Here is an 18,949-nt window from a genome sequence, read left to right as displayed (position 1 = left end):
CAATTATACCAGCAGACAGCACCTTTTCAAGACGGTAAAGGTTTTATTAATTAATCAGTTCACCAAGTATCCGCTCCACCAAGGAGAGCTTGAACGCGTGCTTCTTCATTGGATACTCATCGGCACTCCACAAAAATTCATGAATATTTTTTCGAGAGGAGGCACTTACAACCATGATCATGTCAAAGCAGTTACTGATGAGAATAGGCGCCAGCGCCTGCCTCCTGGGTGAACGGGGAAGCTCGGGACTCTACGATGTCACGGTGTATCGCAAGGGGATGCGGCGGTAAGGGGGCGGGGGCTCTTCGCCAACGCGGTGACGGAGCATTCCCCCACCTGCCGGAGGAGGAACGGCTCCGCGACCGGGAGCTTATGAAAAGCTTCATCGAACGGATCTTCGCCTATCGGCGATGGAAGGAGAGGCTCTCCGCGGACAGGTAGCAATCCCGTCGACTCTCACGCGGCAGGAGGCTTCCGCCTTTTCCCCCGGCGCCGCCGGCGTTTCGGGGGAGCTTCTCCTCCGCCAGCCATCGGCTCCACCGGCGGCATGACGCTTTCCCGGGCGTAGCGCTCCCACCAGGCGAGAATTTTTCCACCCTCCCCCGTCACCGCGCACCGGCAACGGAGGTAGGCCAGGGCCTCGGCAAAGCAGGATCGGGCAAGTACCCCCTGAGGCCGCTTCCCCGGTATCTTCCGGAGACGGTGCTGAATCAGCAGAATCTCCCGCACAGCGAGCGCGATCCGCTGGGGAATGGCAATGATCGGCGCCTGCTCGCCAAGAAAGCCGGCCATTGCCTCGTTGACCGCGTCCGGCACCGGCATCCCCGCATCAGCCAACTCCGCGGCCCGTTCCTCCACGTACTCGCCGAACATGAGGGCGAGAAGGAGGGGGGGCGAGACCGGCTCTCCGCCCCCCACCTGATCGTCCGCCCACTCCAGGGCCTTGCCGACCTGGGAATGGGGAAAACCGTCGATCTCCCGGTCGAGCCAGGCGCTGAAACGGGGAAAGAGATGACTGAAAAGCCCTGCCTGGCGGAGCAGCTGATAGACCCGCTCCCCTTCACCCGAGAGGAAGAGCTTCAGCACCTCCTCGTAGAGTCGGGGGGCCGTGGCCCGGGTGATGGCGGGGGCCAGCTCCCGGATTGCCTGCCAGGTGGCAGCCTCCACGGTGAAACCCAGGGTGGCGGCAAAGCGCACCGCCCTCAGCATCCGGACGGGGTCTTCCGTGAAGCGGACAAGGGGATCGCCGATGGTCCGGATCACCCCCCGCCGCAGGTCTTCCATGCCATTCGCATAGTCGATGATGGAAAAATCCGCGATATTGTAAGCCAGGGCGTTCACGGTGAAGTCCCGCCGCACGGCGTCCTCTTCAGGGGTCCCGAAGACGTTGTCCCGCAGCACCATTCCCTCGTCGCTCACCACATGGCGGGGCGGCCGGGGGCGCTCCCCCTCGCCGGGCACGTTCTCCGGGGAGACCGGAGCAGGCGCGGTATCTTCGGGCTCCTCCGGCGCCAGGGCCCGGAAAGTGGCAACCTCGATAATCTCGTCCTGGTAATGGATGTGGGCGAGCCGGAACCTGCGTCCCACCAGACGGCAGTTGCGAAACAGCCGCTTCACCTGGTTTGGGGTGGCGTTGGTGGCCACATCGAAATCCTTGGGTTCCCGTCCCAGCAGGAGGTCGCGGACGCATCCTCCCACGAGGTAGGCAATGTAGCCGTTATCCTTGAGACGGTAGAGAACCCGGAGTGCGTTGGGGCTCACTTGGGAGCGGGAGATGGGATGATCGGGGCGGGGGATGATGACTGGTTCGCTGTTCATAGGGGTTTTCATAGCACACAACGGGGACAAAAGCAAAAAGCCCCCGAGCAGTCAAAAAACGGGTATTTTTTGACATTGGTCATGACAAGGTCGACCTGCTTGACCTATGATGACCCCATGGAAACGTTCTCGAACAAACAATTGAAGGATGTGAAGGTACTCGTCGACTTTGTCAGGGTCTACTGTCACGCCTGCCACGACCGTTCCCTCCGCGCCCCCTTTGACCTGCCTCCGGAGCTGCAGCGCCGCTACTCCAGGGGAGTGGAGCTCTGCCCCGAATGCGCCGCCCTCCTTGCCCACGGCATCCAGAAACGCCGCAAGTGCCCCCTGGACCCGAAGCCCTCATGCAAGAGCTGCCGCATCCACTGCTACAGCAAGGAGTACCGGGCAAAGATCCGGGAGGTCATGGGCTTTTCGGGGAAACGGATGATCATGCGGGGCCGACTCGATTACCTCCTGCATTTCCTTTTCTGAACCGAACCAACGACACGAACATAAAGGTGTAAAGGAGATATCTGCCATGATCAGGAAAATCGTACAGATCGACGAAGAGAAGTGCAACGGCTGCGGCGTCTGCGTCCCCGCCTGCGCCGAGGGGGCCATCAAAATCGTGAACGGCAAGGCGGTCCTTGCCGCCGACAACCTCTGCGACGGACTCGGGGCCTGCCTCGGGGACTGTCCCCAGGACGCCATCCGGATCATCGAGCGGGAAGCGGACGAATTCGACGAGGCTGCGGTGGACGAGCACCTGAAGGGGACGGGCCGCGAACTCGCCCACCACACACCCCCTCCCCCGCAGACCCACGGGCACCATGCCGGCGGCTGTCCCGGCTCCCGGGCCATGGCTTTCGCGCCCTCCCACCCCGCCGACGAACATCCCGCAGGGGGGAAGATCGCCAGCCGGCTGCGCCAGTGGCCCGTGCAGCTCCACCTGGTCCCGACCACGGCCCCCTACTTCCAGGACGCCGATCTCCTCATCGCCGCCGACTGCGTCGCCTTCGCCCATGGCGACTTTCACCGGGAATTCCTGGAGGGAAAAGCCCTCGTCATCGGCTGCCCCAAGCTGGATGACAACAACGCCTATCTCCAGAAGCTGACCGAGCTCTTCCGGGTCTCCTCCATCAAGAGCATCACGGTCCTGCGGATGGAAGTCCCCTGCTGCGGCGGCATCGTCATGGCGGCCCGTCAGGCCCTGGCCGCCAGCGGAAAAAATATCCCCTTCAGGGAGGTGACCATCGGCATCCAGGGGGATGTTAAGGGATAAATCCACTGCAAAAGACAAACGGGATTCTTTTTGTCTTTTTCCATTGACAGGGGGCACTGCGGCTGGTATCTCTTTCACTGTCATTGCAATCACATTCGCCGCACGAAAGGAGAGACCATTCCATGTGCATGTGTACCCTCGTCACCAAAGAGGCCCCCGATTTCGCAGCCGACGCTGTCCTGCCCGACAACACCTTCGCCACCATCAAGCTGTCGAGCTTTCGTGGGAAATACGTGATCCTCTTCTTCTATCCCCTGGACTTCACCTTTGTCTGCCCCTCGGAAATCCTCGCCTTCAACAAAAAGCTGGACCAGTTCAAGGCCAAGAACTGCGAAGTCATCGGCGTCTCCGTGGATTCGAAGTTCACCCACCTGGCCTGGAAAAACACGAAGGTGGAAGATGGCGGCATCGGCAACATCCAGTACCCCCTGGTGTCAGACCTGAAGAAGGAAATCGCCACCCAGTTCGGCGTTCTCTTCGAGAACGGCGGCGTCGCCCTTCGGGGACTCTTCCTCATCGATACCAAGGGGATCGTCCGCCACGCCGTCATCAACGACCTCCCCTTGGGGCGGAGCGTTGACGAGGCCCTGCGGATGCTGGACGCCCTCCAGTTCGTGGAAACCCACGGCGACCAGGTCTGTCCCGCCAACTGGCGGGAGGGTGACGAGGCCATGAAGCCCACGGCCGCCGGCGTTGCCGACTACCTGGCGAAGCATGCCGCAGGGTAGCCGCCTCCACGCAGCGAAATGAAAGGCACGGTCCGGCGACCGTGCCTTTTTTATCTCTCCGAGGATTCCATGGCCGAGCCCCGCCTCACCGAAAGCCCCCTCCTCTCCGGCGCCGACCCCACGGAAGGGATCGTTGCCGCCGAACTGGCGGGACGGTTCATCCGCCTCTTCATCCGCACGCCTGGCGGCGTCATCTTCAGGGACATCCCCTTCCGCCCCTTCATCCTCCTGGAGGACCGGGCCCTTCTGGGCGGCTTCCGGAGCGACGTCGAGACCCGCCCCCTGGCCGGCCCCGGCGCCTTCCGTTACCTGGCCCTCTTCGCCGACTGGTCCGAATGCCTCGCCGCCCGGGATTTCTCGGCGAAGCGGACCGGCCATACCCCCTCCGCCCCTGACGCTCCCTACCTCTTTCTCCCGGACCCGGTGCACCAGCACCTCCTCCTCGCCGGCACCACCTTCTTCAAAGGGCTGGAATTCAATGCGCTGCGCCGCCTGGCCCTGGATATCGAGACCGCCTGCGCCGAGGGGTTCGAGTTCTCCAACCCGGCTCGGGAGGAGGACCACATCCTTTCCATCGCCGTCATGGAAGAGGGGGGCTATGAGGAGTACCTGTCGGCACATGCACTCTCCGAGCGGGAGATGCTGGAGCGGCTCACCGCCATCATCCGGGAGCGGGATCCGGACGTAATCGAAGGGCACAACCTCTTCCGCTTTGATCTCGAATACATCAGGGCCCGGGCAGCCCGGCACGGGGTCAGGCTCCGCTGGGGGCGCGACGGGAGCGAACCCAGGGTCCACCCATCCCGGTTCACCGTGGCGGAGCGGACCATCGACTATCCCCGCTGGAACATATACGGCCGCTCGGTCATGGACACCTACTTCCTCCTTCAAATCTATGACGTCTCCAGCCGGGAACTGGAGAGCCACGGCCTCAAGCAGGCGGCTATCCACTTCGGCCTTGCCTCCCCCGACCGGGTCTACCTGGACCGCCAGGCCATGGATGAAGTCTTCCGCAGCGATCCGGAGGCGCTCAGGCGCTACAACCTGGACGACGTGCGGGAGACCCTGGCCCTGTCGCGGCTCCTCTCCTACCCCTGGTTCCTCCAGGCCCGCATTTTCCCCTATTCCTACCAGACCTGCGTCATCCGGGGAAACGCCACGCGGATCAACGCCCTCTTTCTGCGGGAATACCTGCGGCAGGGCGCTGCAGTCCCGAAACCTGCCGAATCCGGGGGGACCTTCGAGGGCGGGTACACCGCCGTCTTCGAGACCGGCGTTCTCGGCCCCATCGTCCACTGCGACGTGGCCTCCCTCTACCCCTCCATCATGCTTGCTTATGGCCTCGCCCCCCGACGGGAGCACCTGGGGCTCTTCCTGCCGCTCCTGGCGCAGTTGCGGCAGTTCCGCCTCGCCGCCAAGGAGCGGGCACGGGTGGCGGCGCCCCCCCACGAGCGAGACTACTTCAATGCCCTCCAGCAGACCTTCAAGGTGCTCATCAACTCCTTCTACGGCTACCTGGGAACCACCATCCACACCTTCTCCGACCCGGGGGTGGCCGCCGAGGTGACCCGCCTGGGTCGGGAGCTGATCCAGGACATGATCGAATGGCTTCGCCGGCACGGGGCTCGTCCCGTGGAAGTGGACACCGACGGCATCTACTTCATCCCTCCGCAGGGGATAGAAACCATCGGGCAGGAGGAGGCCCTTGTCCGGGAGCTCTCTGCAACCCTCCCGGAAGGGATCGCCGTGGAGATGGACGGCCGGTACCGCGCCATCCTCTCCTACAAGATGAAGAACTACGCCCTCCTGGACCACCACGGGAAGGTAATTGTCAGGGGAAGCGCCCTCCGCTCCCGGGGGATCGAACGGTACCTGCGGGACTTCATGGCAACGGCGGTCCGGCTCCTGCTGCAGGGCGACGGGGCAAAAATCCCGGCGTTCCACGAGGACTGCATCCGGCGTCTGCGGAACCACCTCATCCCCATCGAGAGCCTCGCCCGCACCAAAACCCTCGGCGAAGCGCCGCCCACCTATCTCCAGAAGGTCCGCCAAGGGAAGCGGAACCCGTCGGCGGCATTCGAGATAGCCCTGCGCGCCGAGCGCCCCTTCCGGGCCGGCGATCAGATCAGCTACTACGTAACGGGACACGGAAAAAGGGTGACCGTCTACGAAAACTGCAAGCCGGTCTCCCAATACGATCCAACCCGGCCCGATGAAAATACGGAATTCTATCTCGACAAGCTCAACCAGTTCGTGAAAAGGCTTGCCCCCTACCTGTCAAAGGAGCCTACCCTCTTTGACTGAGGCCGCTTGCCACCTGTCGGCAAGTGTGCTACAAGGGGTAAGAAACTCCCATCACATGCCGGCAAAAGGAGAATATATGCGTTCTTTCGCATGGTTTCTTGCCCTGACGCTGACCCTTTCCTGCTCAACACCCCTCTTTGCCCAGGACGAACCGAAACCGGAATTCGTCGTGGAAAAAATGGCCTTCAAACTGGCCCGCGGCGTGACCAATGTTGCAACGGCTATCGTGGAACTTCCCAAGCAGTCGTACCTGAGCGTCCGTGACCGGGGCAACGTGGGTTACGTCATCGGCCCCCTCAAGGGAGTCGGCATGACCCTCTACCGGGCCTTCATCGGCGCCACCGAGGCAGTCTTTTTTCCCGTCCCCCAGCCGGGATATTACGACCCCATGATCGAACCCGACTTCGTATGGAAAGGATGGGAGCCGCCCCAGCGCGCGACTGTGGAGGAAGGTGGCGTGACGATGGAGACAGAGTCGGGAGAGGGGCAATGAAACCGGGACGACTGATTACCGGAGCAGCCCTCGCCTGCCTGCTCGTTTGTGGGCAGCACCAACGGGTCCATGCCGAAAGCATAACCTCGGTCGAAGACGCCTCGGCCCAAGAGGTGGTTGACGGCATGGCCAACAAGTTCGCCCGGGGGGTAGCCAACACGGCGACCGGCTGGCTGGAGTTTCCAAAGCAGATTTATGTCACCTGGCAGGAAGAGGGGCCGGCAAAGGGATTGATCGTCGGCCCCCTGAAGGGAGTGGGAATGACTGTGGCGAGGACCCTGGCCGGTGCGGGGGAAGCGGTGACGTTCTTTATCTCCTGGCCCGGCTTCTTCGACGCCTACATGGACCCGGCCTACGTTTGGGAAAAGGAGTAGCCCAAGGACGGTACATCAGGCCGACACTCATTAGACACAAAAAAAGCCGCATCCGAAGATGCGGCTTTTTTACGTCCTTAGGGGACTTATTACTTCGCAGCCGGAGCAGCCGGGGCCTCAGCAGGCTTGGCTTCTTCTTTCTTCACGGCTTTCTTGGCCTTCTTGGCTTTCTTGGCCTTCTTGGCAGCCGGCTTCTTCTCTTCTTTCTTCACTTCAGCAGCCGGAGCGGCAGCCGGAGCAGCTTCTTTCTTCGGCTCGGCAGCGAAAACAGCACCGGCAAAGGCAACGGCAACAAGAGCAGCAACGATCGAGGAAACAACTTTCTTCATTACAACACCTCCAAAGGATATTTTGTCGTATCTTTAAGCAGGGAACGTGCCACTTCTCAAGAATACCTTCAACTCACTGAAATAACACCATTGCAAACCCAGACGACCTCGATCAGGGGAAGGAAATAGATCGCAACATAACCGCATATGCTCCGGCGGCTACCGCATATAAGGCACCAGGATTTACCGCCGGGAATGGAACGGCCAAGGCAAACCATGGTCTTTTGCCTTGCCAAATCACGACTAATTCACTAAATTTGAATATTTAACCTGTATGGCATCCCTCTGTCGTCCCTCACACGGAGAACCCAACTAGTGTCGTATAACAATCTGCTCGCCATAGAAAAACCTGTCCGCTACACAGGAGATGAAATCGGCTCCCGCCCGAAGGAGGATGCCGAACTCCGCTTCGTCCTCGCCTTCCCCGATGTCTATGAGGTGGGGATGAGCCACCTGGGACTCCAGATTCTCTACGATATCCTGAACAGGGAGGAGGGGATCGCCGCGGAACGGGCCTATACCCCCTGGCCCGACCGGGAAGCACAACTGAGGAGCCTCGGCGAGTCCCTTGCGACCCTGGAGAGCCAGACCTCCCTGGCTCGGGCCGACATCATCGGGTTCACTCTCCAGTACGAGCTCTCCTATACCAACATTCTCACCATGCTCGACCTGGCCGGTATCCCTTTCCGGGCCGCTGACCGGGGGGAGGAATTCCCCCTCGTCACCGCCGGCGGCCCCTGCGCCTGCAACCCCGAGCCCCTGGCCGACTTCCTCGACGCCGTCCTTCTGGGGGACGGGGAGGAGGCGATCGTGGAGATGGCCGCGGCCTGCCGGGAGCGGAAGCGGCGCGGCGAGTCGAAACAGTGGCTCATGGAACGCCTTGCGGGTATCGACGGGGTATATGTCCCCTCCTTCTTCGAGCCCCGCTACAACCACGACGGCACCATCGACGCCATCATCCCCCTGCGTCCTGCCCACGGTCGGGTACGGCGGCGGTTTCTCTCCGATCTCGATACGGCCCCCTACCCCACGGCTCCGGTTGTCCCCTTTCTCAAGACGATCCACGACCGGGTGAGCATCGAGATCGGCCGGGGCTGCACCCGGGGGTGCCGTTTCTGCCAGGCGGGGTACCTCTACCGGCCGGTGCGGGAACGCTCCCCGGAAACGATTCTTAAGCTCGTTGAGGAGACCCTGCGGAACACCGGCTACGACGAGGTGTCGCTCCTCTCTCTCTCCACCGGCGACTACGGCTGCCTCACGCCGCTGTTGCGGGAGTTGATGGTCCGCTATGCCCACGAGAGGATCGCCGTGGCGCTGCCGTCACTGCGGGTCGGGAGCCTCAGCCAGGAGCTGGTCGAAGAGATCCGCAAGGTCCGCAAGACCGGCTTCACCCTGGCCCCCGAGGCGGGAAGCGAGCGACTGCGCACGATTATCAACAAGGGGATCTCGGAAGAAGACCTCCTCCGCAACGCCTTCGAAGCCTTTTCCAACGGCTGGCGGGTCATCAAGCTCTACTTCATGATCGGGCTCCCTGGCGAAACCGAGGAGGATCTCCTCGGCATCGCCGATCTGGCCCGTAAGGTAAAACAGGAAGGGAAGCGGGCCGGCAGCGGCGGCGAGGTGAACGTCTCCGTCTCCACCTTCGTCCCCAAGCCCCACACCCCTTTCCAGTGGGAGCCCCAGATAACCACGGAGGAGACCGTTGCCAAGCAGCGCTTTCTCCGGGACGAGCTGAAGAAGCGCAAGCTGGGCCTCAAGTGGCACGACGCTCCTCTCTCCTTCATGGAAGGGGTCTTTGCCCGGGGGGACCGGCGCCTGGGCGCCGCACTTACCAAGGCGTGGGAACTGGGATGCCGCTTCGACGGATGGGGTGACCGGCTGAACCGTCATGCGTGGCACGAGGCCTTCGCTGCCTGCGACATCGACCCTGCCTTCTACCACCGTCGCCGGGGAATCGACGAAACACTCCCCTGGGACCACCTGGACTTCGGTGTGACCAGGGCATTCCTGCGCCAGGAGTTGGAAAAGGCGTGGACCGGGGAGCCCACCGGCGACTGCCGCACGGGGCGCTGCACCGGCTGCGGCATCTGCGACTTCGACCGGATCGCCATGCGGACCACCGATCCGGCGTGGCAGAAAGGCAGCGCACCCGCCACGGTCCCCCCTGTCGAGACCGACGCGAAAGTGACCATGCGGCTTCGCTACACAAAGACCGGTGCCATGCGCTACCTGAGCCACCTGGAGATGATCGGTCTCTTCACCCGGGCCGTGGGACGCGCCCGGCTCCCCATCCGGTTCTCCCAAGGGTTCCACCCCCACCCCAAATTCTCGTTTGCCACTGCCCTTTCGGTCGGTGTAGAATCATGGGCCGAATATCTCGACATGGAGCTCATCCCCGGCCCCGCGCCGGGGGAAGTACGGGACCGGCTCAACGCCGCACTCCCCGAGGGGATGCGGATCGTCGAGGCCGTGGTGATCCCGCCGGGGACGCCGTCCCTGTCGGTGCTCATGGACAAGGTTCGCTACCGGATTATCCTGCCGGAGGAAGCGGCTCGCGACCTTGCCGCCCGGGCAGAGGTATTCCTTGCCCGGGACAGCTTCCCCCTTCAGCGGGCAAAAAAGGGGCGAATCCAGGAATACGACCTGCGCCACGAACTGGCCTCACTCACCGTCGATGGCCCGACCCTGGAGCTGACCATCGGCCGGGGAAAACCCCTTGAGTACGCCGCCGCCATCACGGGGCTTTCACCCGAAGAGCTGGCCGGTGCCCGCATCGAAAAGCTCGACGTCCTTTTCAAAGAATCTTCAATTTTATCTATACAGGGTATGTGCAATGGCCAATGAACTGGTAATCAACACCTCGTCCCACGAGACCCGCATCGCCCTCATCGAGAACGGCACCATCGCCGAACTCTACATCGAGCGGAGCCGCGAGAAGGGGATCGTCGGGAACATTTACAAGGGGAAGGTTGTCCGGGTCCTCCCCGGCATGCAGGCGGCCTTCGTGGACATCGGCCTGGAAAAGGCAGCCTTTCTCTACGTGGCCGACGTCTTCGACGCCATGGAGGAGTTCGACTCCTTCATGGACCGCAACGGCGAGGACAGCGAAGGGGAGCAGCAGGTGCTCCAACCCCTCCACCCCATCGAGGAACTCCTCCAGGAGGGGCAGGAGATCCTGGTCCAGGTGTCCAAGGAGCCCATCGGCACCAAGGGGGCGCGGATCACCTCCCACATCTCGCTGCCGGGTCGGCACCTGGTCTACATGCCCACGGTGGATCACGTGGGGATCTCCCGCCGGATCGAGGAGGAGCAGGAGCGGGAACGGCTCAAGGAGATCGTGGAGCGGATGAAGCCCCAGAACGGCGGCTTCATCGTCCGGACCGCCGCCGAAGGGAAGAGCGAGGAGGATCTCGTCTCAGACATGAACTACCTGACCAAGCTCTGGGACGAGGTGGTCAAGCGCAACGACAAGGGGCACGCCCCCTCCCTCATCCACGCCGACCTGGACGTGACCCAGAAGGTGATCCGCGACATCCTCACCGAGGACGTCTCCCGCATCGTGGTGGACTCCAAGACCGAGCATGACAAGATCATCCAGTTCATCTCCACCTTCATGCCGAAGATGAAGTACTCCATGGAGCTCTACGACGACGAGGAGCCGATCTTCGACCACTTCGGGCTCGAGGTGGAGATCAGCCGGGCACTGGGGCGCAAGGTTTGGCTCAAGTCCGGGGGTTACATCATCATCGAGCAGACCGAGGCCCTGACCGCCATCGACGTCAACACCGGCCGCTTCGTGGGGAAGCACAACCTGGAGGATACGATCCTCAAGACCAACCTGGAGGCGGTGAAGGAGATCGCCTACCAGCTCCGGCTCCGGAACATCGGCGGGATCATCATCATCGACTTCATCGACATGGAGAAGGAGGTGAACCGGGAAAAGGTTTTCACGGCCCTGGAAGAGGCCATGAAGGCCGACAAGTCCAAGACCAATATCCTGAAGATCTCGGAGCTGGGCCTCGTGGAGATGACCCGCAAGCGGGTGCGCGAGTCCATCGGCCGGATGATGTGCGAACCCTGCCCCTACTGCGAGGGGCGCGGCTACGTGAAATCCAAGACCACGGTCTGCCACGAGATCTTCCGGGAACTGCGCCGGGAGATGCTCGACATCCGCGGCACCAAGGCGACCCTCACCGTTCACCCCCAGGTGGCCGACCTCCTTTACGACGAAGAGCGCCGAGGGCTGGAGGAGTTGGAGAAGAAATTCAAGAAACGGATCACCGTCCGGGCCAAGCCGGGCTTCCACCAGGAGCAGTTCGAGATCGCCATCAGCTAGGAACAAAGGAATTCTCCCATGATCGGAACCCCTCTCAAGAAAAGCGCCACGCGCATCATGCTCCTCGGCTCCGGCGAGCTCGGGAAAGAGGTTGTGCTCGAAGCCCAGCGGCTCGGCATCGAGGTGATCGCCGTCGACCGCTACGCGGATGCTCCCGCCATGCAGGTGGCCCACCGCGCCCATGTCGTCAACATGCTCGACCGGGTCGAGCTCGGCCGGATCGTGGCCCGGGAACGGCCCCACCTTATCGTCCCGGAAATCGAGGCGATCGACACCCCCTACCTCCTGGAACTGGAGCAGGAGGGGTACACCGTGATCCCCACGGCCCGGGCCGCCAACCTGACCATGAACCGGGAAGGCATCCGGCGTCTGGCGGCGGAAGAGCTGGGCCTGCCGACGGCTGCCTATCGCTTTGCCGCGAGTATCGAATCGTTCCGGGCGGCGGTGAAGGATATCGGTCTTCCCTGCGTGGTGAAACCGATCATGAGCTCCTCCGGTAAGGGACAGAGCATTGTAAAGGGCGTGGATGAAATCGACGGCGCCTGGGCCTACGCCATGAAAGGGGGCCGGGGGGCCTCAGACACCGTGATTATTGAGGAATTCATTCCCTTCGACTACGAGATCACGCTCCTGACCGTGCGCCACGCCGGGGGCACCTCCTTCTGCCCTCCCATTGGCCACGTGCAGATCAAGGGGGACTACCACGAGTCATGGCAGCCCATGGCCATGACGCCGGCCGCCCTGGCGGAATCCCAGCGCCAGGCCAAAGCAGTGACCGACGCTCTCGGGGGTTCCGGAATCTTCGGGGTGGAACTCTTCATCAAGGGAGATCAGGTCTGGTTCAGCGAGGTTTCACCCCGCCCCCACGACACCGGCATGGTCACGATGATCTCCCAGAATCTCTCCGAGTTCGAGCTTCACGTCCGGGCAATCCTTGGCCTTCCCGTTCCGGAGGTGGTAAACCTGGCCCCGGCGGCCTCCCATGTCGTCCTGGCCTCGGAAGCAGCCGAGGAGGTCACCTTCTCCGGCCTGGACGCCGCCCTCTCTGTCCCGGAAACGAAGCTGCGCCTCTTTGGAAAACCCGACACCCGGCCGGGACGACGGATGGGGGTCGCACTCTCCTTCGGCGCCGACACCGATGAGGCGAGAAACCGGGCCGAGCAGGCAGCCCATGCAGTGAAGATCGTCACCCTCTGACCATCATCCAAAAGGAGGTTTGTCATGGATTTCGCGGCCAAAGTTTCCGATGTACCCGACTGGGGAAATAAAATTGTCACCGTCAACGGCCAGGAGATCCTCCTCGTCAAGACCAAGGGAAACATCTACGCCTGCGAGACCGAGTGCCCCCATCAGGGAGCCCCCCTATCCGGCGCCCTGGTCAAGGAGGAAGGGCATATCTCCTGCCAGCGCCACGGCTATCGGTTCAACCTGAAGACCGGGGCCTGCAAGGAGTTTCCCGAGTACACCCTCAAGGTCTATCCGGTGGAGGTGGCAGGTGACGATGTGCTGGTGGGTCTGGAATAAAAATTTCTTGACTCCTCGCGCTGTTCCGGTTAACCTTCCAAGCTCGTCAAAAAATTTGAACAAAGGTGGTGAAGTACATGTACGCGGTAGTGAGAACCGGAGGGAAGCAGTACAAAGTTTCCGAAGGCGACTTTCTGAAAGTCGAGAAGCTTGAGGGGGCGGTGGGCGACACCATCGAACTCAAGGACATCCTGATGGTTGGCGGCGAAACGGTCAAGATCGGAACACCGTTAGTGCCCAGCGCCTCTGTGGTCGGCAAGATCGTCGAACAGGGCAAGGACAAGAAGATCCTCGTCTTCAAGTCCAAGAAGCGCAAGGACAGCAAGAAGCTGCGCGGGCACCGTCAACCGAGAACCGTACTCAAGATCGAAAAGATCAACGGGTAATCAGCACCACAGCATTTTTTCGCAACGACGGCCCGGCAGTCCTGACTACCGATACGGCATGCCGTCAGGAGGTTTAACACCATGGCACACAAGAAAGGCGTCGGTTCCACACGGAACGGGCGCGATTCCGAATCAAAACGACTCGGCTGCAAGAAGTACGGCGGCGAGAACGTCAAGGCGGGGAACATCATCTACCGCCAGCGCGGCACCCAGATCCACCCCGGCACCAACGTGGGGTGCGGCAAGGACTACACCCTCTTCGCCCTCATCGACGGCGTGGTGAAGTTCGAGCGACTGGGCCGCGACCGGAAGAAGGTCTCCGTCTACCCGGCCAACTAACGCGTTGGCGGGTCGCACAAACCCAAGAGCCTGGGACTTTCGAGTTCCGGGCTTTTGTTGTTTCTTGAAACAGGATACGAGATACGACGATGCAGTTTATCGATGAAGTAAAAATCCACGTACAGTCGGGGCACGGCGGCGCTGGGTGCGTCTCCTTCCGCCGGGAGAAGTTCATCCCCTTTGGCGGCCCCGACGGCGGAGACGGCGGCAAGGGTGGCGACGTGATCTTCACCGTCGACCCGAACCTCTCCACGCTCATGGACCTCCGCTACCGCCCCCACCTGAAGGCGGGGCGGGGAAAAAACGGCATGGGGAAGGACCGTCACGGCGCCAACGGCGATGACCTCACCATCCCTGTCCCCCCCGGAACCATCGTGAAAGACGCGGAGACCGGGGAAATCCTTGCGGACCTGACCGAGCCGGGACAGGCCGTGGTCCTCCTCAAGGGGGGACGCGGTGGCCAGGGTAACGCCCGATTCACCACCTCCACCAACCGGGCACCCAAGTTCGCCCAGCCGGGTGAGGACGAGGAGGAGCGCTGGCTGCGGCTGGAGCTGAAGCTCATGGCCGACGTGGGACTCCTGGGATTCCCCAACGTGGGGAAGTCGTCGTTCATTACCAAGGTTTCCGCGGCCCGGCCCAAGATCGCCGACTACCCCTTCACGACCATCAAGCCGAACCTGGGGGTGGTTCCCTACAAGAACTACCGTTCCTTCGTCGTGGCCGACATCCCCGGCATCATCGAAGGGGCCTCCGAAGGGGCGGGCTTGGGGCACCGGTTCCTCAAGCACGTGGAGCGGACCAACATCCTCCTCCACCTCATCGATCTCTCCTGGATCCCCGATCGGGACCCGATCCGGGAGTACGAGACCCTCAACCGGGAACTGGCCCTCTTCAGCCCGGAACTGGCCGACAAGGAGCAGATCGCCGTCATCAACAAGATCGATCTCCCGGTGGTCCGGGAGAACCTCCCGGCCGTACAGGAGTGGTTCCGGGAGCGGGGAGTGAAGGTATTTCCCATCTCCGCCGCCACCGGCGAGGGAATCCCGCCACTTCTGGACGAGATCGCCCGCCACCTCTGGGGCGCGGCCGAGGAAGAGTGGTAGATTGGTACCAATGCGCACGTCCATCCTCAAAAAGGTCAAACGGATCGTCATCAAGATCGGGAGCCGGGTCCTCACCGGCGACGAGAACGGCCTCGACCACGCCTTCATCGCCCGGCTCGCCGCTGAGACCGTGTCGTTGCGGCAGCAGGGGCGCCAGGTCATCATCGTCTCGTCGGGTGCCGTGGCTGCCGGCAGGCGCGAGCTCGGAATCGAAGGGAAGCCCAAGAGCATTCCCCAGAAGCAGGCCGCTGCCGCCATCGGCCAGTCGCGCCTCATGCGGGCCTACGAAGAGGACTTCGGCCGCTTCGGCCATAAGGTGGCCCAGATACTCCTCACCCGTGACGATCTCGCCAACCGCCGGCGTTTCCTGAACGCCCGGGCAACGCTCGACACGCTCCTGGACTTCGGCGTCATTCCCGTCATCAACGAGAACGACACCGTGGTGGTGGACGAGATCAAGTTCGGCGACAACGACAATCTCTCGGCCCTGGTCACCAATCTGGCCGAGGCCCACCTCCTGGTGATCCTGACCGACATCGACGGCTTCTACGACTCCGACCCACGGGCGAACCCCGATGCCAAGCTTATCCACCTGGTAAAGAGCATCACCCGGGAGACCGAGCGGGCCGCGGGTGACAGCGGCTCCAGCGTGGGCACCGGCGGCATGGTGACGAAGCTGGCCGCCGCCAAGAAGGCGGGGCAGTTCGGCGTCCCGACCCTCATGCTCAACGGCACGGTGCCGGGAATTCTCACCGAGGCCTTTGCCGGCCGGGAGGTGGGAAGCCTTTTCCTTCCCGCCCGGGAGAGCCTCAACCGCCGCAAGCACTGGATCGCCCACACCCTGCGCCCCAGCGGCCGGGTCATCGTGGACGACGGAGCCCGGACGGTCCTCTCCCGTCAGGGGAAAAGTCTCCTCCCCTCGGGGGTAATCCGAGTGGAGGGAGAGTTCGACCGGGGGGCCTGTGTCCGGGTTTGCGGGGCCGACGGCACCGAGATCGCCCGGGGGGTGGTGGACTACTCCCACGCCGAAATCGAGCGGATCCTCGGCCACCGGAGCAACGAGATCGAGGCGATCCTCGGCTACAAGTACGGGGACGAGATCATCCACCGGGACAACCTGGTTCTTTTGTAAAGCCGACTATGCGCAAGGAGGCACCTCCAGTGACCATCGCTGAACAGATCCGCACCATCGCCGCCGACGCCCGCCAGGCCGCCATCGCCATGGCGAAGCTCCCCACCACGGCCAAGAACGACCTTCTCATGGCCATGGCCATGGCCCTCATCAGCAACACCCCGCACCTGATCGACGAGAACCGCAAGGACCTTGAGGCCGGGGAGAAGAAGGGGCTTTCCAGCGCCATGCTCGACCGGCTCATGCTGGATGAGGCACGCATCAAGGCCATGGCCGACGGCCTGCGGGAGGTGGCGGGACTCCCCGATCCCGTGGGGGAAGTGACGCGGATGTGGAAACGCCCCAACAACCTCATGGTGGGGAAGATGCGGATTCCGCTGGGGGTCATCGGTATCATCTACGAGGCACGCCCCAACGTGACGGCCGACGCCGCAGCCCTCTGCCTCAAGGCGGGGAACAGCGTGATCCTGCGGGGGGGATCCGAAGCGATCCACTCCAACCTCGCCATCGCCCGCATCCTGGGAGAGGAGATGGAGCGGGCCGGCATCCCGAAGGCGGCCCTGTCGGTCATCCCGTTCCCGGAACGCGAGGGGGTCCTGGAGATGCTCAAGCAGGAGGAGTTCATCGACCTCATCATCCCGAGGGGGGGCGAGAGCCTGATCCGCTTCGTGGTGGAGCATTCGAAGATACCGGTCATCAAGCACTACAAGGGGGTCTGCCACGTTTTTGTGGATGCGTCGGCTGATTTCGACATGGCCGAGCGGATCGTGGTGAACGCCAAGGTCCAGCGCCCCGGAGTCTGCAACGCCTTGGAGACGCTCCTTATCCACAAGGATGTGGCGCAAACCTTCATCCCCCGCATCGCCGCAACCCTGACCGACCTCAAGGTGGAGCTGCGGGGCGATGACTGCGTCCGCCAGTTCGCCCCCCAGGCGAAGAAGGCCACGGAAGAGGACTGGCAGGCCGAGTACCTGGAGCTGATCCTGGCCGTCCGGGTAGTGGACAACCTGGACGAGGCCATAAACCACATAAACGCCTACAGCTCCCTCCACACGGAGGCCATCGTCACGGGAGACTACCATAATTCCCAGCGCTTCATCCGGGAGGTGAACTCCAGCACGGTCCTCGTGAATGCCTCCACCCGCTTCGCCGACGGGAACCAGCTGGGGCTCGGCGCGGAGATCGGCATCTCCACCACCAAGCTCCATTCCTTCGGCCCCATGGGACTTGAGGATCTGACGACCACCAAGTTCATCGTCTACGGCGACGGCCAGGTAAGGCAGTGACCGGGGACCAGGGACCAGAGACCGGCAGAGCATGAGAACGGGGATTCTCGGCGGCACCTTCAACCCGATCCACCACGCCCACCTCCGCATTGCGGAGGAGGTCCGGGACGCGTTCGCCCTGGACCAGGTCATCTTCATCCCCGCGGCTTCCCCTCCCCACAAACCCATGGAGGGAGGGATCTCCTTCGAGGTCCGGTGCGGGATGGTCCGCCTTGCCACGGCGGACAACCCCTCCTTCGTCGTCTCCGACTTGGAAGGGAGGCGGACGGGGAAATCCTACTCCATCGACACCCTGCGGGAGTTGCGGCGGGAGCGCCCCGGGGACGAGTTCTACTTCATCATCGGCAGCGACTCCTTCCTGGACTTCGGCTCCTGGCACGAGTACGAAGCTATATTCTCCTCCTGCAACATCGTGGCGGTGGAGCGCCCCGGCGCCGTTATCTGCGATCTGGCGGCGACCCTCCCCGTTGCGGTGGCGCCGCAGTTTTGCTATCATGCCGCAGAAAAACGCCTCGCCCACCGCTCGGGATATTCGGTCTACTACCTGGCCGGCATCCCCCTGGACATCTCATCAAGCGCCATCCGCAGACTCGCCCGTCTGGGCCGTTCCATCAGGTACCTGGTGCCGGAGCCGGTCGCGCATTACATCACGGAACAAAGGATTTACACCCATGACCGATAAACCGACCCTCGCCCCCCTTGAGCGGGCCCTTGAATGTGCCCGCCTCGCCCTCGACAAGAAGGCCCTCGACGTAAAGATCCTGAAGATCGGCCGTCTTTCGTCCATCGCCGATTATCTGGTGCTCGCCTCGGGCCGCTCCGACAGACAGGTCCAGGCAATCGCCGATTCGGTTAAGAAGGGGCTCAAGAAGTACGGCAAGGCCCTCGATGTGGAGGGGCTCAAGGAAGGTAACTGGGTCGTCATCGACTACGGTGACGTCCTCGTCCATGTCTTCCAGGAGGAGGTCCGCCGCTACTACAACCTGGACGAACTCTGGTCATCGGCCCCGACGTCGGAGATTCCCGACGCGTGGCTCTGGGAAGGGAAAGAGAGTATCCCGGCGTGAAGCTGAAGGTCCTCTGGGTCGGCAAGACCCAGGAGGAGTGGCTGCGGCATGGCATCGACGAGTACGCGGGCCGGATCAGGCGCTACGCTCCCTTGGAGATCGCCGAGGCCCGTGAGGAGAAGGGAGCCGCCGCCGAGGCCATGCGGGCCCGGGAGTGCGAGCGGCTGGAGAAGCTGGTGCCGAAGAACGCCCGCCTTGTCCTGCTGGATGAGCGGGGCGACCAGCTGACATCCCCGGAACTGGCGACCTTCATGGGCAAATGCCGGGACAACGCCGTGCCCGAGATGGTTTTCGCCATCGGCGGCGCCTACGGCTTTGCCGACAGCTTCCGGGCCCGGGCCGACAAAGTGCTCGCCCTCTCCCGTCTCACCTTTACCCACCAGATGGTGCGGGTCATCCTCCTCGAACAGATCTACCGGGCCCATACCATCCTCAACGGCGAACCGTATCATCACTCATGATA

21 protein-coding genes are annotated in these 18,949 nt (G+C 62.7%); 19 read left to right on the top strand and 2 right to left on the bottom strand.

Annotated features, from left to right (window positions below; all coding sequences use genetic code 11):
* The first annotated feature begins 255 nt into the window (after positions 1-255).
* Positions 256-441, top strand: coding sequence for a hypothetical protein (locus KJB29_RS05850; RefSeq protein WP_138983419.1), 186 nt, complete (start codon positions 256-258; stop codon positions 439-441).
* Between the two features lie 15 nt (positions 442-456).
* Here the strand turns inward: KJB29_RS05850 and pcnB are convergent, their stop codons facing one another.
* Complete coding sequence (pcnB, locus tag KJB29_RS05845) at positions 457-1,830, bottom strand: polynucleotide adenylyltransferase PcnB (protein ID WP_215733789.1); 1,374 nt, start codon at positions 1,828-1,830, stop codon at positions 457-459.
* A 105-nt stretch (positions 1,831-1,935) separates the two neighbouring features.
* Between pcnB and KJB29_RS05840 the strand changes: the two genes are divergently transcribed.
* From KJB29_RS05840 to KJB29_RS05815, 6 genes are all read left to right on the top strand, one after another.
* Entirely contained in the window at positions 1,936-2,292 is a 357-nt protein-coding gene (locus KJB29_RS05840) for a nitrous oxide-stimulated promoter family protein (RefSeq protein ID WP_011366158.1), read from the top strand.
* A 46-nt stretch (positions 2,293-2,338) separates the two neighbouring features.
* Positions 2,339-3,082 (top strand): ATP-binding protein, encoded by a 744-nt coding sequence (locus KJB29_RS05835; RefSeq protein ID WP_215733788.1) that lies wholly within the window; start codon positions 2,339-2,341, stop codon positions 3,080-3,082.
* Between the two features lie 122 nt (positions 3,083-3,204).
* Positions 3,205-3,810, top strand: coding sequence for a peroxiredoxin (locus tag KJB29_RS05830; RefSeq protein ID WP_004512624.1), 606 nt, complete (start codon positions 3,205-3,207; stop codon positions 3,808-3,810).
* A 69-nt stretch (positions 3,811-3,879) separates the two neighbouring features.
* Positions 3,880-6,114 (top strand): DNA polymerase domain-containing protein, encoded by a 2,235-nt coding sequence (locus KJB29_RS05825; protein WP_215733787.1) that lies wholly within the window; start codon positions 3,880-3,882, stop codon positions 6,112-6,114.
* 76 nt (positions 6,115-6,190) lie between these two features.
* Positions 6,191-6,607, top strand: coding sequence for an exosortase system-associated protein, TIGR04073 family (locus KJB29_RS05820; RefSeq protein WP_215733786.1), 417 nt, complete (start codon positions 6,191-6,193; stop codon positions 6,605-6,607).
* Complete coding sequence (locus KJB29_RS05815; protein WP_215733785.1) at positions 6,604-6,981, top strand: exosortase system-associated protein, TIGR04073 family; 378 nt, start codon at positions 6,604-6,606, stop codon at positions 6,979-6,981. The genes KJB29_RS05820 and KJB29_RS05815 overlap by 4 nt, the downstream gene beginning before the upstream one ends.
* A gap of 89 nt (positions 6,982-7,070) precedes the next feature.
* Here KJB29_RS05815 and KJB29_RS05810 read toward each other — a convergent pair whose 3' ends face one another.
* Positions 7,071-7,310: a hypothetical protein gene (locus KJB29_RS05810; RefSeq protein ID WP_215733784.1), complete on the bottom strand. Its 240-nt coding sequence runs from the start codon at positions 7,308-7,310 to the stop codon at positions 7,071-7,073.
* 315 nt (positions 7,311-7,625) lie between these two features.
* Here KJB29_RS05810 and KJB29_RS05805 point away from each other — a divergent pair, with 315 nt between their 5' ends.
* The 12 genes from KJB29_RS05805 (at position 7,626) to KJB29_RS05750 (ending at position 18,947) form a co-directional block, all read left to right on the top strand.
* Complete coding sequence (locus KJB29_RS05805; protein ID WP_215733783.1) at positions 7,626-10,154, top strand: TIGR03960 family B12-binding radical SAM protein; 2,529 nt, start codon at positions 7,626-7,628, stop codon at positions 10,152-10,154.
* Positions 10,144-11,646, top strand: coding sequence for a ribonuclease G (rng, locus tag KJB29_RS05800; RefSeq protein ID WP_215733782.1), 1,503 nt, complete (start codon positions 10,144-10,146; stop codon positions 11,644-11,646). The genes KJB29_RS05805 and rng overlap by 11 nt, the downstream gene beginning before the upstream one ends.
* An 18-nt stretch (positions 11,647-11,664) precedes the next feature.
* Positions 11,665-12,843, top strand: coding sequence for a formate-dependent phosphoribosylglycinamide formyltransferase (gene purT, locus KJB29_RS05795; protein WP_215733781.1), 1,179 nt, complete (start codon positions 11,665-11,667; stop codon positions 12,841-12,843).
* A gap of 24 nt (positions 12,844-12,867) precedes the next feature.
* Complete coding sequence (locus tag KJB29_RS05790; protein WP_215733780.1) at positions 12,868-13,170, top strand: Rieske (2Fe-2S) protein; 303 nt, start codon at positions 12,868-12,870, stop codon at positions 13,168-13,170.
* A gap of 77 nt (positions 13,171-13,247) precedes the next feature.
* Positions 13,248-13,556, top strand: coding sequence for a 50S ribosomal protein L21 (gene rplU, locus KJB29_RS05785; RefSeq protein WP_004512633.1), 309 nt, complete (start codon positions 13,248-13,250; stop codon positions 13,554-13,556).
* An 81-nt stretch (positions 13,557-13,637) separates the two neighbouring features.
* Complete coding sequence (rpmA, locus tag KJB29_RS05780) at positions 13,638-13,895, top strand: 50S ribosomal protein L27 (protein ID WP_207164208.1); 258 nt, start codon at positions 13,638-13,640, stop codon at positions 13,893-13,895.
* A gap of 89 nt (positions 13,896-13,984) precedes the next feature.
* Positions 13,985-15,001, top strand: a complete 1,017-nt coding sequence (gene obgE, locus KJB29_RS05775) for a GTPase ObgE (protein WP_215733779.1) — start codon at positions 13,985-13,987, stop codon at positions 14,999-15,001.
* A 10-nt stretch (positions 15,002-15,011) separates the two neighbouring features.
* Positions 15,012-16,133, top strand: a complete 1,122-nt coding sequence (proB, locus tag KJB29_RS05770; RefSeq protein WP_215733778.1) for a glutamate 5-kinase — start codon at positions 15,012-15,014, stop codon at positions 16,131-16,133.
* Between the two features lie 29 nt (positions 16,134-16,162).
* The gene (locus KJB29_RS05765) at positions 16,163-17,419 is read left to right on the top strand and encodes a glutamate-5-semialdehyde dehydrogenase (RefSeq protein ID WP_215733777.1); all 1,257 of its coding nucleotides are present in this window, start codon (positions 16,163-16,165) and stop codon (positions 17,417-17,419) included.
* Positions 17,420-17,450: 31 nt separating this feature from the next.
* On the top strand, positions 17,451-18,101 hold the full coding sequence (gene nadD / locus KJB29_RS05760) for a nicotinate-nucleotide adenylyltransferase (RefSeq protein ID WP_215733776.1): 651 nt from the start codon (positions 17,451-17,453) through the stop codon (positions 18,099-18,101).
* A complete protein-coding gene (gene rsfS, locus KJB29_RS05755; RefSeq protein ID WP_215733775.1) occupies positions 18,091-18,486 on the top strand; it encodes a ribosome silencing factor in 396 nt (131 codons plus the stop codon). Before nadD ends, rsfS begins: the two co-directional genes overlap by 11 nt.
* Positions 18,483-18,947, top strand: coding sequence for a 23S rRNA (pseudouridine(1915)-N(3))-methyltransferase RlmH (locus KJB29_RS05750; RefSeq protein WP_215733774.1), 465 nt, complete (start codon positions 18,483-18,485; stop codon positions 18,945-18,947). The genes rsfS and KJB29_RS05750 overlap by 4 nt, the downstream gene beginning before the upstream one ends.
* The last annotated feature ends 2 nt before the right edge of the window (positions 18,948-18,949 follow it).

The sequence above is a fragment of the Geobacter grbiciae genome (assembly GCF_018531165.1).
GTDB lineage: Bacteria > Desulfobacterota > Desulfuromonadia > Geobacterales > Geobacteraceae > Geobacter > Geobacter metallireducens.
Note: the sequence above shows the minus strand (reverse complement) of the source record. Positions and strands in the feature narration are given on the sequence as shown.

What these genes read in the sequence shown, in the direction of transcription:
- KJB29_RS05850 (WP_138983419.1), top strand. Translation starts at nt 256, where the DNA reads ATGTCACGGTGTATCGCAAGGGGATGCGGCGGTAAGGGGGCGGGGGCT.
- pcnB (WP_215733789.1), bottom strand. Translation starts at nt 1,830, where the DNA reads ATGAAAACCCCTATGAACAGCGAACCAGTCATCATCCCCCGCCCCGAT.
- KJB29_RS05840 (WP_011366158.1), top strand. Translation starts at nt 1,936, where the DNA reads ATGGAAACGTTCTCGAACAAACAATTGAAGGATGTGAAGGTACTCGTC.
- KJB29_RS05835 (WP_215733788.1), top strand. Translation starts at nt 2,339, where the DNA reads ATGATCAGGAAAATCGTACAGATCGACGAAGAGAAGTGCAACGGCTGC.
- KJB29_RS05830 (WP_004512624.1), top strand. Translation starts at nt 3,205, where the DNA reads ATGTGCATGTGTACCCTCGTCACCAAAGAGGCCCCCGATTTCGCAGCC.
- KJB29_RS05825 (WP_215733787.1), top strand. Translation starts at nt 3,880, where the DNA reads ATGGCCGAGCCCCGCCTCACCGAAAGCCCCCTCCTCTCCGGCGCCGAC.
- KJB29_RS05820 (WP_215733786.1), top strand. Translation starts at nt 6,191, where the DNA reads ATGCGTTCTTTCGCATGGTTTCTTGCCCTGACGCTGACCCTTTCCTGC.
- KJB29_RS05815 (WP_215733785.1), top strand. Translation starts at nt 6,604, where the DNA reads ATGAAACCGGGACGACTGATTACCGGAGCAGCCCTCGCCTGCCTGCTC.
- KJB29_RS05810 (WP_215733784.1), bottom strand. Translation starts at nt 7,310, where the DNA reads ATGAAGAAAGTTGTTTCCTCGATCGTTGCTGCTCTTGTTGCCGTTGCC.
- rng (WP_215733782.1), top strand. Translation starts at nt 10,144, where the DNA reads ATGGCCAATGAACTGGTAATCAACACCTCGTCCCACGAGACCCGCATC.
- purT (WP_215733781.1), top strand. Translation starts at nt 11,665, where the DNA reads ATGATCGGAACCCCTCTCAAGAAAAGCGCCACGCGCATCATGCTCCTC.
- KJB29_RS05790 (WP_215733780.1), top strand. Translation starts at nt 12,868, where the DNA reads ATGGATTTCGCGGCCAAAGTTTCCGATGTACCCGACTGGGGAAATAAA.
- rplU (WP_004512633.1), top strand. Translation starts at nt 13,248, where the DNA reads ATGTACGCGGTAGTGAGAACCGGAGGGAAGCAGTACAAAGTTTCCGAA.
- rpmA (WP_207164208.1), top strand. Translation starts at nt 13,638, where the DNA reads ATGGCACACAAGAAAGGCGTCGGTTCCACACGGAACGGGCGCGATTCC.
- obgE (WP_215733779.1), top strand. Translation starts at nt 13,985, where the DNA reads ATGCAGTTTATCGATGAAGTAAAAATCCACGTACAGTCGGGGCACGGC.
- proB (WP_215733778.1), top strand. Translation starts at nt 15,012, where the DNA reads ATGCGCACGTCCATCCTCAAAAAGGTCAAACGGATCGTCATCAAGATC.
- nadD (WP_215733776.1), top strand. Translation starts at nt 17,451, where the DNA reads ATGAGAACGGGGATTCTCGGCGGCACCTTCAACCCGATCCACCACGCC.
- rsfS (WP_215733775.1), top strand. Translation starts at nt 18,091, where the DNA reads ATGACCGATAAACCGACCCTCGCCCCCCTTGAGCGGGCCCTTGAATGT.